Raw genomic sequence first — 17,336 nt, forward strand, 5'->3', positions numbered from 1 at the left:
TTTTCTCCCTATGGACTTTCGGCTCTTATTTTGAGTAAGAGCAGGGTTTATAGTTTTGTTATTTAATAAATGGGGCTATGACCAAAGCCACAACCGACATAAGTTTAATTAAAATATTTATCGATGGACCGGCTGTATCTTTAAAAGGATCTCCAACTGTGTCGCCTACGACTGCGGCTTTATGTGCATCTGATCCTTTGCCACCAAAATTTCCACCTTCGATATATTTCTTAGCATTGTCCCACGCACCGCCGGCATTTGCCATAAAAATTGCTAGAAGAACACCTGAAACGGTAACGCCTGCAAGCAATCCGCCGAGAGCTTCTTTATTCATAAATCCGAAAAATACTGGTGCACCGATTGCAAGCAATCCAGGCAAAATCATTTTCCGGATTGCAGCACCTGTTGAAATATCCACACACTTTGCATAGTCTGCCTTGCCAGTCCCTTCCATCAGTCCTGGAATTGACTTGAACTGATGGCGAACTTCTGCGATCATGTCATAAGCTGCCTCGCCAACTGCACGCATTGCCATTGACGAAAACAAAAATGGAAGCATTGCACCAATCAAAAGACCAGAAATAACAAATGGCTTGCTGACATCAATTTTATCAACACCAGCTGCTGTTTGAAATGCGGAGAATAATGCTAACGCGGTCAGTGCTGCTGAAGCAATTGCAAAACCTTTACCGATTGCTGCTGTAGTATTTCCAACTGCATCGAGCTTATCAGTTTTAGCTCGGACATCTTTTCCAAGGTGGCTCATCTCAGCAATTCCACCTGCATTGTCTGCAATAGGTCCGTAAGCATCAACTGCTAATTGAATTCCGGTTGTAGATAACATTCCGAGAGCAGCGATCGCTGTTCCATATAAACCTGCAAGCGCATATGAGACTACGATCGCACCACCAATGAGTATAATTGGCACCGCAGTAGAAGCCATTCCCAATCCCAATCCTGCAATAATATTTGTAGCAGAGCCGGTTAATGATTGTTCAGCAATTTTTCTTGCTGGAGATTTAGCTTCTGCAGTATAATATTCTGTAACAAGCCCAATTGCTATTCCAGCTGCCAAGCCTGCAATAGTCGCGATGAAAACTCCATTGGCTGTGACAGTCGAAAGCGTACCAGTTATATTTACCAAGGGAGAAAATTCATCTGGTATAAAATACCTTATAATAGGATAAGAAATTACAACCATTAGTATTCCAGAACCGAATGTTCCAAGGTTCAAAGCTTTTTGGGGATTTCCACCTTCTTTCGTACGAACTACAAACGTACCGGCAATTGATACTAAGATTCCAGTCCCAGCAAGTACCATTGGCAAAATGATTAAATTAACTCCTGCAGTTGCTGCATAAGCAGCTCCGAGTACCATTGTACCGATAATAGAACCAACGTATGATTCAAATAGATCAGCACCCATTCCAGCTACATCACCGACATTATCTCCCACGTTGTCAGCGATAACTGCTGGATTTCTCGGGTCGTCTTCTGGGATTCCAGCTTCAACTTTTCCAACGAGATCGGCTCCAACGTCAGCGGCTTTTGTATAAATTCCACCGCCAACTCTTGCAAATAGAGCAATTGAAGAAGCACCAAGAGAAAATCCTGTCAATACGTTGATTACTCTTATGAAATCAATATCTCCTTCAGGATTCAGAAAAATTCCTTGATAGAAAATAAAAAGAAGACTCAGGCCAAGCAGACCCAAACTCACTACAGTCATCCCCATCACTGTTCCGCCAGAAAAGGCGACATTTAATGCTTGCACTAAACTTGTACGAGCAGCATTTGTGGTTCTAACATTCGCCTTAGTGGCGACTTTCATTCCTATATATCCAGAGAGAGCAGATGCTATTGCACCACACATAAAACTTATTCCAACCAACCATGATGAATTTGCTTCGCTCATTCCTCCATATCCAAGAAGAATCGCTACAGCAAGTCCGAACCATGCAAGAACCTTATATTCACGCCTAAGAAATGCCATTGCACCTTCTTGAATGTAGCCGGCAATTTCTTTCATTTTATCGGTACCGGAATCTTGATTGTTAATCCATCTTGATTTCCAAAATGCAAACAGTAAACCAAGAATTGAAACCGCGGGTAATAAATAAATCAGTAAATCCATTAGTTAATAGCCTTATTTTTTTCAGTATCAATGGTTTTTTGATTTTCTTTCGAAAAGAAATCCCTCGCTGCTTTCAATCCGCCCGTAATGAATTCATCACAAATCTTTGATGCAACCTCAAATGTGTTATTCATAAAACTCAATTCATTCTCAGAGAATTGCGATAAAACAAAATCCGATTGTGAATTTTCCTCAAATTCATTTCCAATTCCGATCCTCAATCTCGGAAAATCGTTTCTTTCGAGTTCATAGATAATGGATTTTAATCCATTATGACCTCCATCGCTCCCCTTTGCCCGAATCCGAATTGTTCCAGATGATAAATGAATATCATCACAAATAACTAGCATGTCTTTTGGATTGACTTCATATTTCTCAATGAAATGTTTAGCTGCAAGTCCGGAATTGTTCATGTAGGTAGTTGGAATTACAATTGAGAAAGTGTGATTGGAATAAGTCCCCGACGAAAAATAATAATCCCCTTTGCCGGGTTTTAATTTTAATGAATGTTTAAATTCAAGCCTGTCGACTACCATGAAACCAACATTGTGTCTTGTCCTAACATACTTCTTACCAGGATTACCTAAACCTAAAATCACACGCACTTAACTTAAAAATTATTCCTCTTCAGTCTTCTTACCTTTTGAGATTACTTCAGGCTCAGCGGCTTCTTCCTCAATAGTTTCAACTTCAGCTGCTTCTTTCTGAACTGTTGGCGGAACTACTGCTACAACCGTTGAGCCCATGTTTGATAGAATTTTTATATTTGGAATGTTTAGATCACGTACGTGAATCGAGTCACCAATTTTTAAGCTTGAAATATCTACATCAATCTTATCAGGAATTTGACTTGGCAGACATTCAAGGTGAAGTTTATGCATAGAGTGTTGAATGACGCCGCCATCTTTCACACCTTGTGCAGAGCCAATAAGGTGCAACGTAACATCTATCGTAATCTTTTCGCCTGCTTTAAGCCCGTGAAAATCGACGTGCAGAATTTTTTCCGTTAATGGATCTAGTTGAAATTCTTTAATAATACATGCTTCAGGTTTTGAGTCATCAATACTTAAATTAATAAGGTGGGTCTCTGCCGAAAAAATAAGTGATCTAATTTTCAATTCATTAACAGCTAATAATTTATTACCCTCGCCATGTTTATAAAACACTGCCGGGATAAAACCCTGACGTCTTAATTCATTAATATGACCTTGAGATTTAACTTCTCTTCGTACTCCATTTAAAGCTATTTCAGCCATAAATACATATCTCCTATAATTTCATCCTTTGTCAATATCGAATAGAGAACTAATCGATTGATTTTTATAAGTTCTCACTATCGCTTCTCCGAATACTGAAGCGACAGAAATTAAAGATACTTTTTTCATCAAATCTATTTTAGGATTGTGATGCGTATCAGTTACATACAGTTTATCAATTGGAGCTTTATTAATAAGATCAACTGCACCGCCAGAAAAAATCGCATGGGTGCAAATGCCTATTATTGATTTGGCTCCTCTTTCTTTAAATTTATAAACAGCCTGAGTGAAAGTACCGGCTGTATCTACCAAATCATCAACGATGATAATGTTTTTATTTTTCACTTCGCCGATAACATTAATTATCTCAGAAACATTCGCTTGAGGACGACGCTTATCAACAACAACGAGGTCGGCGTTTAGTCTCTTAGCGTATGCTCTCGCTAATTTAATTCCTCCCACATCGGGAGAGGCAACCACCAAATTTTCAAATTTCTGTTTTGAAAGATTCTTCAAAAAGACTGCTGAGGAGTACAAGTGATCTAATGGGATATCAAAAAAACCTTGCACCTGTCCAGCATGCAAATCCATTGAAATAACTCTATCAGCTCCAGCTACCGTAATCAAGTTTGCCATTAACTTTGCAGAAATAGAAACACGCGGCTGATCTTTTCTATCTTGCCGAGCATATCCAAAATACGGGATTACAGCAGTGATCTGGTTCGCTGAAGACCTGCGAGCAGCATCGATCATAATTAGCAGTTCAATTAAATTTTCAGAAGGCATTCCGGTTGATTGCACAATGAAAACATCCGAACCACGAATGTTCTCAGAGTACTTAACCCAAATTTCTCCATCGCTGAATCTGCGAATATCACATTTGCCGAGTCTAATCCCGATGTTTCGGCAAATTTTTTCAGCTAATGGCTTATTGGAATTCCCTGCAAATACCTTAAAACCTTTAGACATCGACTCCTAATTTCAACTAATAAATGCAAAAAAGCGGTACGAATATAGTAAAATATAGTTCAGGTGTCAAACACCGACTTATTCCGTACCGGACGCCTCCGATTCTGCTGTTGACCTCTTTTTCTTTTTAACTATTAATATTATCCAAATTACGACTATTAATAAAATTCCAAGGATAATTATAATATCGCTGAATGAACTTAACTTCTGAATTTTAATAGTAGCTGTAAGATTTTTTTGCGTTCCGAGTTCACTCAGTTTATAACTCCAAGTGAGTTTATTATCATCTTTGCGGATTGAATTGTCTGTAATCACCTCACCAGGAAAATAATAGATATACGATATTGTATACCGATCAAAAATTCTCTCGCCGCCAGGAGTATTACTTATAGATTGATTAAAAACTTTTTGACCAGAGGCGCCATCTACAAACTCAAACTTTGTTTCGCTGAAGAACTTACATTCGCTGATCTTATTAAAATCCTCAAACTTTAGTTTGATAAGAGCATGTCCGATACTGTCAGAATTTGTTTTCCAAATTTTTATTTCATTTACCTCTATGCCTGCGGCAGAAAAGTTTTTTCTGATCTGCTCTTCTTTGAAGGAGAGTTGTTCTTCATTAGAATCACTTAGGAAAAAACTCGAGACATCAGTCCAATAATGAACTTCCATGCTGCCGCTGCCGTCAGAATTGAGCCAGGTTGTTTGCTCATAATTTATACAACTTGAAATAAAAAGTAATGTAAATAGAAGAAAAATTGCTGCTGATTTTTTCATGTGTTCACTCCCTCGTTCTCTCACAATGGTAAGTTTACGACTTTATAAATCTTATTTCAACTGAATTCTTAAGAAGGTTTATCTTCGCATTAATATCATTAATATAAGAATGAATCCATCTCGTGAAGGCTAGTCTCTCGCAAAGTGAACAAAGGTGTGATCATCAATTTTACATGGGGGCTGAGTTGAAGAATTTTCGATTTGGAAAACAAGAACTATTCAATAATGAATAAAACAAAGACTTGATTTAATGATTAAAATTCCAAATTTTTGCACCGTTTAATTAAAGGAATTCAATGCCGACATATGATTATAAATGCTCGTTCTGCTCAAACGTGTTTGAAGTGTTTCATGGAATTAATGAAACTCCTGATATTAACTGTCCAGAATGCAGCAACCGAGCGAAGAAACATATTAGTTTAAATTCAGGAATAATTTTTAAAGGATCAGGATTTTATATAACAGATTATAAAAATAATACTAATTCAAAAAGCTCTGCGCAAAAACCTGAATCAAAAGCAGGGACAAAACCTAAGCCTGAAACAAAGAGTGAAAAAAAAGAACTCAAAGCTGACGCTTAAAGGTCAGCTCCGAGTGATAAATAAAATTTTGAAGGAGAAAACTTCTGCAAGTCGTAATTCCAAGCAATATCAAACTTCAGCATAAAACCTAAAAAGTAAATTCTCGTTCCGATACCCATTCCCATCAATAGATCTTTTGTTTGAATATTACCTGAAGAATTCCTAATCGTTCCTCGGAAGTCAAGTGTGTTGTTCCATGCTCCACCGATATCAAAAAACGCCACTCCTTGAATGTTCTGGAATAAAAGCGGAATTGGACTTGCGAGTAGATATTTTACCAATGGAAAATGTAATTCGAGATTAAGTAAACCAAATTTACTCCCCAATCTGTGCGCATAATTAAATCCTCTAAGAGGAAGTGCCGGCGTTAGAAATAGAAAATCTTCTGCTGACTCAATTGGTATTTCATTCTGTTCAAATTGACGATTGATCCAATTATCTGTACCGCCAAGCATAAATTTCTGTGGATTCCTACCGAAGCTGTATCCGCCTGATAATCTGACTGTAAAAGAATAATCACTGAAGAATTTGAAATATGTTCTGTAATCTCCAGTTAGAGTTCCAAAGCTAAGTGCATCTTTTGAAAATCCAGGAACTCCCAATAACGTAAAATTATATCTTGTACCTCTTGCAGGAGAAGTATAGCCCCAAAGTGAATTATCGTGTACAAAACTTAGCGATGGAATTAAAAGCGAAAGCTTCTCGCTGTCTTCATCTAATAATTCTAAATTATCACGTTTTACATTTAACCAGCTCAGTCCGCCATCGATTCGATAGAACTTATCAATTGGATAAGTCGCTGAATAATAAAATCCGTAGTTTCTATAACGATACCAATAATACTGCCCACGAGAGATCTGCCACAAAAACCGAGCAGTATGGAATCCTTGAATTCCGTGATCAATTCTGTTTGGCAGGTAATAATAGGCCAATCCATAATCACTATTTTTTAGATCAATCTGCAAACTTGTAACGCCGATTATTTGGTGATCGCCCATTAAATCACTGAATGCAAGAACGGTGGTTCCCAGCAAACCGTAAAACGTATTGTATCCAGCATTTGCATAAATAATATCTGGGGAGAAATTAATTTTATATTTATTGATGATGAAATTCCCTTCTGAGTCTCTCCTATCACCAATTAAAAATATTGAATCACGATTAATTTTTTCTTGTGTGATTAATTTATCGTTGAAAATATAATTACTGAAATCAGTCCGTACGTTCTGTCCGAAGACGTTAGCTGTATCAATCATATTACCGGTGCTTATCTCAACAGATTCGCCAAATTGAATTACAACATTTTGCGACGGAGTATCTTTCTTTGTAGAAGTTGTATCAACCGGTTTACTCATTTTTTCTGTAAAATATTTTGTTGGTTCAAGAACAGAAAGTTCGAGATTTCTTTCCAATGGATTGGTCATAAGAAAAAGATTGTAAGCAGACTTGTACATTGATGAGAAAGCAAGTTTTTTGCCATCACTCGAAAGAGATATTTGATACAATCCATTTATTGAGTTTGTAAGCGGTTTGATGTCTTCAGCACTTCTAATTAAGACTTTATAGCTTTCATCGAATCGAACATTTGAAAGGTCTTTATAATAGACATTGTTAATTCCATTAACATCAGAAATAAAGTATAGACCGTTTCCGTTGCGTGTCGGTACAACAAATTGCTCATCGCTCATGGGTAAATCTGTAATTCTAAAGATTTCCTTCGATGTAATATCAATTCGATAAATATCTTCTTGATAGAAATCGTGGTTCACCATATCGAGAAAATATTCTCGTGTATCTTTACCTGTAAATTTTCCACGATCTGAAGAAAAGTAAACTGCACTACCATCTGCAGAGAATGCTGGTTCAGAATCGCTGAATATATCGTCAGTTAAATTAACCGTTTCTTTCTTATCTATATTATGGACATAAATATCAGATTGATGATTGAATAAACCTACGAATGCAATATGTTTTCCATCCGGCGACCAGTCGACAGAAAATATTCCATCCATATTAACTTCAAGTCGCTCCATATCTTCGGATTCGACATCAATAACAAAAATAGCATCATGCGAACCGGCTTTTGAGGCAATTGCGATTTTCTTCCCGTCAGGCGACCAAGTTAATCCCGGAGTAAGAATATGAAGTTCTTCAAAATTGTTCGTTGCATTTCCTTTGATGATCTTCTTTAAAATTTTACCGTCGGAGGCAGACATTATGAATACATCGAAATAATCATCGCGGTTTGAAATGAACGCAATTCGATCTCCTTGAGGTGAAATTGCGGGACTTGTATTATAAAATCCACCATCTTTCAAATGATCAGTAAGTTTTTTTGCGAAATCTGCAGGTTCTTCCCGAGTTGCAACATCAGGCCAATAATTAATTTTTTGTTCTTTCATCCATTTTTCGGAAAGCTCTTCGATACTGAATCCTAATGCTGCTTTGAAGCCGTTCTCAAAATTGCCGGTGCCCCGGATTTTTGTTAAAATCTCTCCAACTTTTTCCTTTCCATATTTTTTGGCGATGTACCACCAAACCGATTGCCCGCCGCGATAAGCGAAATATCCATTTAAAAATTTAATCGGCGGTAGATTTTCATTTATTGAGACATCACGCATGAACATATCTGTGTTAGAATCCCAGCCAAGAGATTCATACTCCGCGAGCCCTTCATTGAACCAAAGAGGCAGAGCCAATGTGATGTTATTTGAGATTACATTTTGAAGCGAGCCGCCGTAGAACATATCATTAATAACAGCATGCACAAGTTCATGATGAAGTACGTGACGGAACTGCGAATACGATCCTTCAAATGGGACGACAATTCTATTCTTAAATAATTCAGTGACTCCGCCAATTCCTTCTTCCATATATTCGCTGATCACATTTGTCTGCTGGAAGTCGTTATGACTATTATATATAACGAATGAAATTCGAGCGTTTATATTAAACCGAAAACTTTTTTGTATAGATACTAAAGCAGATTCGGCCACAACTGCTGCAAATGAAGCAAGCCTCTCTCCCCCCTCTGTGAAGTAAACATCGAAATGCTCAGATTGGATGAATGAATAATTAAACTTTTTGTACTGGACTTTATTTCTGCCGAACTGCGCGTATGATGCGGAAGAAAAAACCAGTAAAAGCAGAACTAAAATTTTTAATGAACTTTTCATGGACAATTCTTTTTTTTTCTTGAACTCATCCTAAATAAACTAAGTTTCAGACTAATCAACAAGCTCAAAATCTATCTCGTTCCGATCTTCGTTAATGTCTATCACTTTCACGCGGACTTTATCACCAAGTCTAAATGAAGTTTTTTCCAACCTCCCGAATAAAGTATATTTTTTCTCATCATAAAAATATATATCCGAAGGGAGATTTTTAATATGAATCAAACCTTCAACTAAAATCTCATTCAGCTCGACGAAAAGACCGAACGACTGTACACCTGAAATTATTCCATCGTACTCTTTACCGAGATGATTTTTTATATACTCAATTTGTTTCTTTTTAATGGATTCACGTTCTGCTTCCATCGCAAGGCGTTCAGAAGCAGAGTTTTGCTTGCATATTGCAGGAAGTTTTTTCTTATACTTTTGAACATCTTTCAGTTTGCTCCCGCTTTCATATATAAACAATAGACGATGAGCGATCAAATCGGGATACCGTCTGATAGGTGAAGTGAAATGAGAATAATCTCTGAAAGCCAGCCCATAGTGCCCGATATTTTGATCTGAATATTCCGCTTTTGCCATCGAACGGATCATCACTTCATTAACCAGCACTTCTTCAGGTTTAGTGCGCACTTGCTCGATCAATTTCTGAAGTGATTTAGATTTGACACCCCCGGTTACATTTAATTTATATCCGAGAGTCTTAACAAAATCTGCTAGCTCTTTGATTTTAACTTCATCCGGTACGTCATGCACCCTATAAACGAATGGAAAAGATTTTTTATCTAAATAAAATTTCCCTTTCTGTGCGACTAATTTGTTTGCAAGTAGCATGAAGTCTTCAATAAGTCTATGACTTTGCAATCGAACTTTTTTGATAATTTCGAGCGGCTGACCTTTTTCGCTCATTTTAAATTTAATTTCATCGGTGATAAAATCTATTCCACCGCTTCTGATTCGCTTCTTTAAAAGTAATTTTGCCAGTTCGTTCAGCTGAAGAATTTCTTTTACACAATCTCCTTTTTGAGTTTCTATAATTTCTTGAGCTTCATCGTAAGTGAATCTTCTTTTATTATTAATAACAGTCTTTTTCACTTCAAAACTTTTTACTTCTGCTTTATCAGTCATCGTAATTAAAACAGAAAAGCAGAGTCTGTCTTCACCTGGGACTAAGCTGCACCAATTATTCGAAAGCTCTTCGGGCAGCATTGGAATTACCTGATTCACAAGATAAACACTCGTTCCGCGCAGCATAGCTTCTTTATCTAATTCAGAGTTTTCTTTTACGAAAAAACTTACATCGGCAATATGAACGCCGACTAGAAAAGTTTTGTCGTCAATTGCTTCAATTGAAAGAGCGTCATCAAAATCTTTTGCATCTTCAGGATCGATGGTGATAATCGTTTTATCTCTCAAATCCAATCGATTGGGAATTTCTTGTTCTATATCTTTCTTCGAAAATGCAGAAGCTTCGAGTTCAATAGATTTCGGAAATTTTGTTCTCAGATTGAATGATTTTGCAATTGCGAGCATTTCGGCTTTATTGTCACCGACACTTCCAAGCACCTCAACAATTTCCCCGATCGGATTCGACGCGGGCGAAGTCCACTCAGTTAATTTTACAACTACCTTGCTTCCCGTATCAGCTCCATTCAATTTATCTGAGGAAACAAATATATCACGGTGGATAAACTTTTCGTCAAGCACAACGAAATTGAATCTCTTCGATTTATGGAGCGTTCCAACAAATTCATCTTTTTTTCTTTGAGTTACTTCAACGATTGCTCCTTCAGGTCTTCGTTTTCGGTTTCGTGCAAATAATTCGACCATAACCTCATCGCCATGAAAAGCTGTGCCGAGATTTCGCTCCGAGATGTAAATATCTTCCAGCCCTTCTAACTTTGGAATTACAAAGCCATAACCGTATCGAGTTACCTCAAGTCTGCCTGCGATTTGATTTTTATCATGAAGGAGTGTATATCGTTTCCCTTTTCTGTTAAGTTTACCTGATGAAAAAAGTGTGTGCAAAGTTTCTTTCAGCAGAGAATAATCTTTATCAGAATTTATTTGCAGCCGTTTGGCAATATCTTTTGTTTTCAATCCTCTGACTGGACTTGATTTTACAAGCTCAACTATTTGTTTTTCTATTTTATTTTTTTTCATAAATCAAAATTCGAATTTATATTTTAAACCTATTTCATTAATCATTTCTTCCTGCCTTGCAGATTGTATTGACGCTTGCTTTCTCTCAAGCCGAATATAGAATCGTTCGGTTACCGGATACTCCAACTGTATATTTGCCAATCCGATATTTTGAAATGCTTCTGCATCACCGCCGACTTTGAATCTGATGTTTTCAACTTTTCCCTCAACATTGAACTTAGTCGTTTCGCCGACTTTCTTAATTTCTACTGTTCGCAGTACGTCACCAAGAATTTGATTTGCAAAGTTCGCAACTACTGAACCGAGCAGCGACGTCGCCGCATTTCCAAATACTCCTCCCAGAGAACCTGCAGCATTGTTTTTATCCTGAGCAGTTAAATCTTCTTTAAATTTTCCAAGAAGAACAAAAGCAACTACATCCGACGCATCTTTATTATTATCAACAACCCCATCGATTGATACTTCAATGTTATCAGGATTGTTAACAAGATTCTTCGCCAGCTCCCGAACTGTTCCTTCCAGTTTCAATTTTATTGTAACTAATTTATAATCTGTCGAAAGAGTATCTCCGCTTATATAATAGTCTTTGAAAGTCGCAGTGACATTTAAAAATGGATTTGATAGCTCACGTTCAAATCGAAGAGTTCCTTCGGCATTAAATCTCTGATAAAAATTCAAGTAGCTTTCATCAGTCAGTTCAATTTCGCCTTGAGTAAAGGTTTGTTTATTGCTGACATCGACAAGAATTTCACCTTTCAGATCGGCAAAAAGCTTTTGATTCAATTCTCTGCTGAAGATGAATTGAACATTCACATTGTTCTTCAAAATTATTTTCATTCGAACAGAAAAATTCGGGAACAATCCTTTGTCGGGTGAAATTTTATTTTTCTCATTCTTGCGTATGGATTTTTCAGCTTCTTTAAATGCGAGGTCAACAGAATCAATTTGCTCATTTTTATTTATAAATCGGTAAGTGAAACCCTCTCGTTCAATTTGGTACTGAGTTTCAAACTGGGGAATGGTTAGGGATGTTTCTTTGATATAGAGGTCTCCGGTTAGAGAAGAATAATTTTTATCCCCAAAAATCCTAATCGGTGTGCTCGTTTCAAGAACTAAATCTCCATAAACAATCGGACTTACTGATTTTGATTCACTTGAGAGAACCATCAGCGAGCCGTTTGAAGTGAAATCAAATTTTTTAATTTCGAATTTATCCAAATCAATAAATCCGCTCGCAATGATAGTCCCTCCTTTACTTCCGACGTTTTGATTTGAGACCTTCAATTCTGTCAATTCGATTTTATCTCGAGCAAATTGAACTTCTGCCGAGCCAAGATATTTCAAGTTGTTTTGGGCAATTTGAAGAATTGTGTTTTCAACTTTCAGAAGACCATTCATAATTGGCTCATCGTAAGTGCCAACCAAACTTATATCACCATTAGCAAATCCAGCAATATTTTTTAGCTGCGGAATGAAAGCCTGAAGCGGCGTGAGATTGAATTTATTCAAACTTAGAATAACTAAGATATCTTTTTGGGGTATTAATCTATCATTAACTGAACTGAAAGATAGATCTATCGGCAGTTTCCCAAGGAGCGAAAAATCCTGTCCCTCGTAGATCGTGTCAGCATATTGCACATTGATGCTGAGAAGTTTGCTCTGATAGTCGACCTTTCCCTGAAGTTCGCCTAGTCGATTCGAGTTAATGCTAAGATCAGACAAGGAAATATTAGACTTAATGATCGGTTCATCTGCATTTCCAAGAAGTTCGGCAGAGAGCGAGATGTTTCCCGAAACTAGATTTTGATTTTCGGGAATAAAGTTTCTTATTATATCTTCGACATCGATACCATTAGCAGTTAAATAGAGCTTTTGATTTCCCTCCAGTCCGACTTCACCGCTTAATTTAATTCTTTCACGTTTTCTTCTAAGCGTAAAATTTTCAAATTCAATTTTATCTTTGTTAAAAGAAAATTGCAGCGGTCCTTCGTTAGTGATCTTGTACTTTTTAATTTCTACTGTCGCACTCTTTATGTTCGCTTGATAAGTTGGATTCGAAATATCAACTTCGCCCTCTGAACGAATTTTAATAATGGAGTCGATTTCTGATATGATACGATACTTAAAATTATTCGGATCAATCTCTGCTGCAAGATCAAAATTTTCAATTTGATTGTTGTAGATAATTTGATCGGCAGATGCATTGACCTTAGCAGCCATTCTTCTGCCATTTTCTACTTTATTCGATTTGTTAAAGGTAAACGAAATATCTCCCCCTTTTATTCTTCGGGACATATCAGCATCGATCAGCCAGAAGTTTTCCAATTTATTAACTGCACTTAGCTGAAACGAATCTTCGTTATTTTTTACAACACCTTTAATGTCTCCATCGATCTTTAAGCTTAAACCTTTTGCAAATATGCTTATTAGATCAAACTCACGGAACTTAATATTAAAAGATAGATTAAAATTCTTTTCAGAAATTAATTTCGGTCTATCCGCTTGAGCTTTGCGGTGAGAGATTTTTTGACCAATTTTTGTCGCTGAAATCGTATCAGTTATAAATGCAACAGGATTGAATGACTTCAGTTTACTTTGAATTTCTTTTTCAATCTCCTTTAGATTTTTTGGAACTGTTTCGGCGAGATCGCTGATCAAGAAATCACCGGTGATATCGATGTCAGTGAAATCCGATCTCAGTTTTATCGAACGATAATTCTCTTTAAGCCCTGTCAACAAGAGTTCAATCTTTGATTCAGGAATTTGAACATCATTCACTACTGAATTCAGGAAATCAATATTAAAGTATGAATTCATTTTTTCGATTTCGAAAGATTCACCGCGAATATTCGCAATGAAATTCAAGTTGCTTCTATAATCCCTTAATCCGATATTTTCATCAAGATCAAGATTGGATGAGGCGAATGCGAAATCATACTTTGGCAGATCTTTTTCTCGAAAGTCAAACCTGCCCTCAAGAGCAATATTTGTTTTCTTATTTACTGCGCCAAAAGAAATATCAAAAATTTTATTCTTTGCATCGATCCAGACAGAAGATGAATCAATTTTATTTCCAGCGATTGTAGAGTTATGCAATTTTGCTCTGATCTCTGAATGTATCTCCTCAGGTGAAAATCCTTTTCCTTCAACTGCAACAGTCCCGTTCAAACGTGAATCAATTCCGGCAAATGTCTTTAAGTTAAAATTGTGTAGGTTTAATTTCGCTCTGTACTCAGCTATCGATTTATTGAAATCAAATTTCGCATCCCCTTGAATTTCCCCTTGCGAAGAATTTATTTTCATCTTTGCAGCGAAGTTTGCCGGTTCACCTGAATATTCAGCAGAGAGTTCCACTACTCCAAGTCCATCAAATTTCGGTATTCCATACAATGGAAGAAGCTTATTCACGTCATCCATTGCGAAAGTGCTTTTATCAATTTTTGCGTTGATATAAAGCTTGTCGGGAGAATTTAAATTTAGAATTTTTGCTGTCGCATTAAGTGTAGTCTCTCCAAGGTTTATTCGAAGTTTAGCAACATTTAAATTTCCAAATTCTCCGCTGGCTGTCATGTTTAAACTAGCGTTACCCTTAAGCATATCAACTTGCGGGACCCAAGTTTTCAGATCATTAAACTCAAATGAGTTCGCCTCGAGACTTGCCTCAACGTATTTGTTCTCCAATCCTTCATATGAAAAATCGCTGAATAGATTCAGATCTTTAATTCTCGCAATCAGATTTAAATTCGTTTGATCTGTTGTCATATAGAATTTTTTAATACGCGCTTCTTTTTCGCTGACTGTTGCCGTCAAATTAAAATCACGTAATGTAAAGTTCTCGGCATTTGTCTTAAACCGGAAATTGCTGATATCCAGCCTAGCAGAATTTTTCTTCATAGAGACATCTGCTGCAAGCTGAAGATTCAAATCCAAAATTGTTAAATCAGAAAAATTTAGAGTCTCATAAATACTATGCGAGAGATAACTTTCTGAGTCAATATTTTCTTTTATCCTAAAAGTGCATCGCTGCAATTCGAAGTTCTTCAGTTTAATATCGTAATCGAACGGCACCGCTTCAGTTGTATCGGGTAAAGATGGATGCTTTATAACATTTTCAAAAATCCATTTATCATTTTCTAATTTAACCAAATTTATTTCTGCTTCTTCGAATATGAGATTCTTAATAGAAATAGTTTTTCCGAGTAGGGCAATAGGATTTAGAGAAAGATAAATTCCTTCCGCTTTTATTAGGTCAACACCTGCAACATTGTATCGGACACCTCTCAGAGAAACATTTGTCACAAGCGTGCCGTAAATATTTTCAATCTCAATCTTTCCGTTGAGTTCTTTTTCCGCAAGAGAAATAATTTCATCCCGCAGATAATTTCTGAAAGTTGCTGTTTGAGAAAATCCAAGCAAAACGAGGAGCAAAACGAACAGAGTGATCAAAAATTTTCCAAGCGCATGAAAAATTTTATAAGAAAGCGATCTGTGCCGGAGTCTGTGCTTGCTGTCCTTCCTGAAAAACTTCATCGAATTAGAGTCTCTTTATCTTTTCTAAAATCGATGAGGTGGAATAATTATCTACGTACTTCAGAGAATAGACTTTTCCGCCATTGTTTTCGACAATATCTCTTCCGACGATTTGATCGATCTTCCAATCGCCTCCTTTAACTAAAATATCCGGAACTACTTTCGATATAATTTCAAATGGAGTTTCTTCATTAAAACTTATGACAAAGTCTACACACTTAAAATTCGAAAGTACAAATGCACGGTCGATTAAACTTACTACGGGCCTGCCTTGACCTTTTAGTTTTCTAACTGAGCTATCTGAATTCAATGCGACAACGAGTGCATCGCCAAGCTCTTTTGCCCTTGTCAGATAATCCACATGCCCGCGGTGAATAATATCAAAGCAGCCATTTGTGAAAACAAGTTTTTTATTTTCTTGACGCAGCGATCCTCTGATCTTCAAAAATTCATCAAGCTCTAGTAATCCGATTCTCGATTGCATGTTACATCGCCATCAAATTTTTGAATAGGTAGTCTTTATCAATCGGAACGATTCCGACTTCTTCGCACACAAGCCCTGCAGCAAGATTTGCGATTGTTGCAGCTTCTTTAATATCCGCACCTGCCGCCAGTGCCATTGAAAGTGTTGCAATCACTGTATCCCCTGCACCGGAAACATCTGCAACTTTTCGAGCTTTGGTTGGAATTGAATCGAATTTATCTACAGATGTGAGAAGCGACATTCCCTTTTCACCGCGAGTTAGCAGTACGCAATCAGGATTTAGTTTCTCTTTCAATGCTTTGCAAGCTTGAAAAACCGTTTCATCCGACGTTAATTTTGTTGCGAGAATATCTTCTGTCTCTTTTTTGTTCGGTTTGAAGACTGTTACGTTTTTGTATTCAAAGAAATTATCGAATTTGGGATCAACCGTTACAAAAATTTTGTTCTCATTGGCAAGCTTGATAACTTTTTTAATCAAACTTTTTGTCAGCACGCCTTTGTTGTAATCTTCGAGAATAATTCCTTTCAAGTCTTTGAGGTGTGAGTTGAGGTATTTTAGAATTTTGTTTTCAAAATCTTCCGAAATATCTTTTCTGTCTTCTTTGTCAATTCTAACTACATGCTGGCTGTGTGCAATGATCCGTGTTTTGACCGTCGTCGGTCTCTCTTCATCAACGAAAATCCCATCTTTAATAAAATCATTTTCTTCGAGGAGAGAATCAAAAATAGAAGCTTCTCTATCGTAACCTATAACACCAATCAGAAGCGGAATCCCGCCAAGAGATTTGATATTTAATCCAACATTCGCTGCACCGCCGAACCGATAAGATTCTTCTTCAACATCAACAACGGGAACCGGGGCTTCGGGAGAAATCCTTCCGACCTTACCCCAGATATAAACATCGAGCATCAAGTCGCCTATAACAGCAATTTTTTTGTCATTCAATCCTTTGAAAATTGTCTCGATACGCTCATTTGAAAACTGTACCAAAATCGTTCTCCTTTATTCGCTTTTATTTTTTGAAGCTGTAAACAAAATCGTTTGTGAACTTTAATCTGCTTATACCTGAATATGTTCCAAACCAAATACTCTCACCATCGAAATACATCGAGAGGATTTTATCATTCGTCAAACCAAGCTGCTTTGCAGTCAAGCGGATCATCTCGCCGGTTCCTTTGTGGATCAAGACGACTCCCTTTCCCTCCTGCTCTTTATTATGCGGAATGAAATCGTAAATCCCAATCAGCAAATAACTTCCATACGAT

11 protein-coding genes are annotated in these 17,336 nt (G+C 37.0%); 1 reads left to right on the plus strand and 10 read right to left on the minus strand.

All coding sequences use genetic code 11. The annotated features are described in order from the left end of the window. Positions 1-58: 58 nt before the first annotated feature. The 5 genes from FJ213_03485 to FJ213_03505 all read right to left on the minus strand — a co-directional run bounded on the left by FJ213_03485 (position 59) and on the right by FJ213_03505 (position 5,136). A complete protein-coding gene (locus FJ213_03485) occupies positions 59-2,134 on the minus strand; it encodes a sodium-translocating pyrophosphatase (GenBank protein ID MBM4175225.1) in 2,076 nt (691 codons plus the stop codon). Beyond that, positions 2,134-2,739, minus strand: coding sequence for an aminoacyl-tRNA hydrolase (locus FJ213_03490; protein MBM4175226.1), 606 nt, complete (start codon positions 2,737-2,739; stop codon positions 2,134-2,136). Before FJ213_03490 ends, FJ213_03485 begins: the two co-directional genes overlap by 1 nt. Before the next feature lie 12 nt (positions 2,740-2,751). Then, entirely contained in the window at positions 2,752-3,390 is a 639-nt protein-coding gene (locus FJ213_03495; protein MBM4175227.1) for a 50S ribosomal protein L25, read from the minus strand. Positions 3,391-3,411: 21 nt separating this feature from the next. Next, positions 3,412-4,359: a ribose-phosphate pyrophosphokinase gene (locus tag FJ213_03500; GenBank protein MBM4175228.1), complete on the minus strand. Its 948-nt coding sequence runs from the start codon at positions 4,357-4,359 to the stop codon at positions 3,412-3,414. A 78-nt stretch (positions 4,360-4,437) separates the two neighbouring features. Beyond that, complete coding sequence (locus FJ213_03505) at positions 4,438-5,136, minus strand: hypothetical protein (GenBank protein MBM4175229.1); 699 nt, start codon at positions 5,134-5,136, stop codon at positions 4,438-4,440. 296 nt (positions 5,137-5,432) lie between these two features. Here FJ213_03505 and FJ213_03510 point away from each other — a divergent pair, with 296 nt between their 5' ends. Further along, positions 5,433-5,717 (plus strand): zinc ribbon domain-containing protein, encoded by a 285-nt coding sequence (locus FJ213_03510; GenBank protein ID MBM4175230.1) that lies wholly within the window; start codon positions 5,433-5,435, stop codon positions 5,715-5,717. Here the strand turns inward: FJ213_03510 and FJ213_03515 are convergent. The 5 genes from FJ213_03515 to rfaE1 form a co-directional block, all read right to left on the minus strand. Then, positions 5,714-8,893, minus strand: coding sequence for a biopolymer transporter Tol (locus FJ213_03515; protein ID MBM4175231.1), 3,180 nt, complete (start codon positions 8,891-8,893; stop codon positions 5,714-5,716). The two genes, FJ213_03510 and FJ213_03515, sit on opposite strands and share 4 nt — an antisense overlap. Before the next feature lie 51 nt (positions 8,894-8,944). After that, entirely contained in the window at positions 8,945-11,041 is a 2,097-nt protein-coding gene (gene rnr / locus FJ213_03520) for a ribonuclease R (protein MBM4175232.1), read from the minus strand. Positions 11,042-11,059: 18 nt separating this feature from the next. Next, positions 11,060-15,502: a hypothetical protein gene (locus FJ213_03525; GenBank protein ID MBM4175233.1), complete on the minus strand. Its 4,443-nt coding sequence runs from the start codon at positions 15,500-15,502 to the stop codon at positions 11,060-11,062. Between the two features lie 88 nt (positions 15,503-15,590). Further along, positions 15,591-16,070, minus strand: a complete 480-nt coding sequence (rfaE2, locus tag FJ213_03530; protein MBM4175234.1) for a D-glycero-beta-D-manno-heptose 1-phosphate adenylyltransferase — start codon at positions 16,068-16,070, stop codon at positions 15,591-15,593. 1 nt (position 16,071) lies between these two features. After that, the gene (gene rfaE1 / locus FJ213_03535) at positions 16,072-17,061 is read right to left on the minus strand and encodes a D-glycero-beta-D-manno-heptose-7-phosphate kinase (GenBank protein ID MBM4175235.1); all 990 of its coding nucleotides are present in this window, start codon (positions 17,059-17,061) and stop codon (positions 16,072-16,074) included. Between the last annotated feature and the right edge of the window lie 275 nt (positions 17,062-17,336).

The organism is Ignavibacteria bacterium, assembly GCA_016873845.1.
Classification (GTDB): Bacteria; Bacteroidota; Ignavibacteria; order Ch128b; family Ch128b; genus JAHJVF01.

Excerpts from the sequence above, each read along its gene's own strand:
- FJ213_03505 (MBM4175229.1), bottom strand. The coding sequence starts at position 5,136 with ATGAAAAAATCAGCAGCAATTTTTCTTCTATTTACATTACTTTTTATT.
- rfaE2 (MBM4175234.1), bottom strand. The coding sequence starts at position 16,070 with ATGCAATCGAGAATCGGATTACTAGAGCTTGATGAATTTTTGAAGATC.
- FJ213_03500 (MBM4175228.1), bottom strand. The coding sequence starts at position 4,359 with ATGTCTAAAGGTTTTAAGGTATTTGCAGGGAATTCCAATAAGCCATTA.
- FJ213_03485 (MBM4175225.1), bottom strand. The coding sequence starts at position 2,134 with ATGGATTTACTGATTTATTTATTACCCGCGGTTTCAATTCTTGGTTTA.
- FJ213_03495 (MBM4175227.1), bottom strand. The coding sequence starts at position 3,390 with ATGGCTGAAATAGCTTTAAATGGAGTACGAAGAGAAGTTAAATCTCAA.
- FJ213_03510 (MBM4175230.1), top strand. The coding sequence starts at position 5,433 with ATGCCGACATATGATTATAAATGCTCGTTCTGCTCAAACGTGTTTGAA.
- FJ213_03515 (MBM4175231.1), bottom strand. The coding sequence starts at position 8,893 with ATGAAAAGTTCATTAAAAATTTTAGTTCTGCTTTTACTGGTTTTTTCT.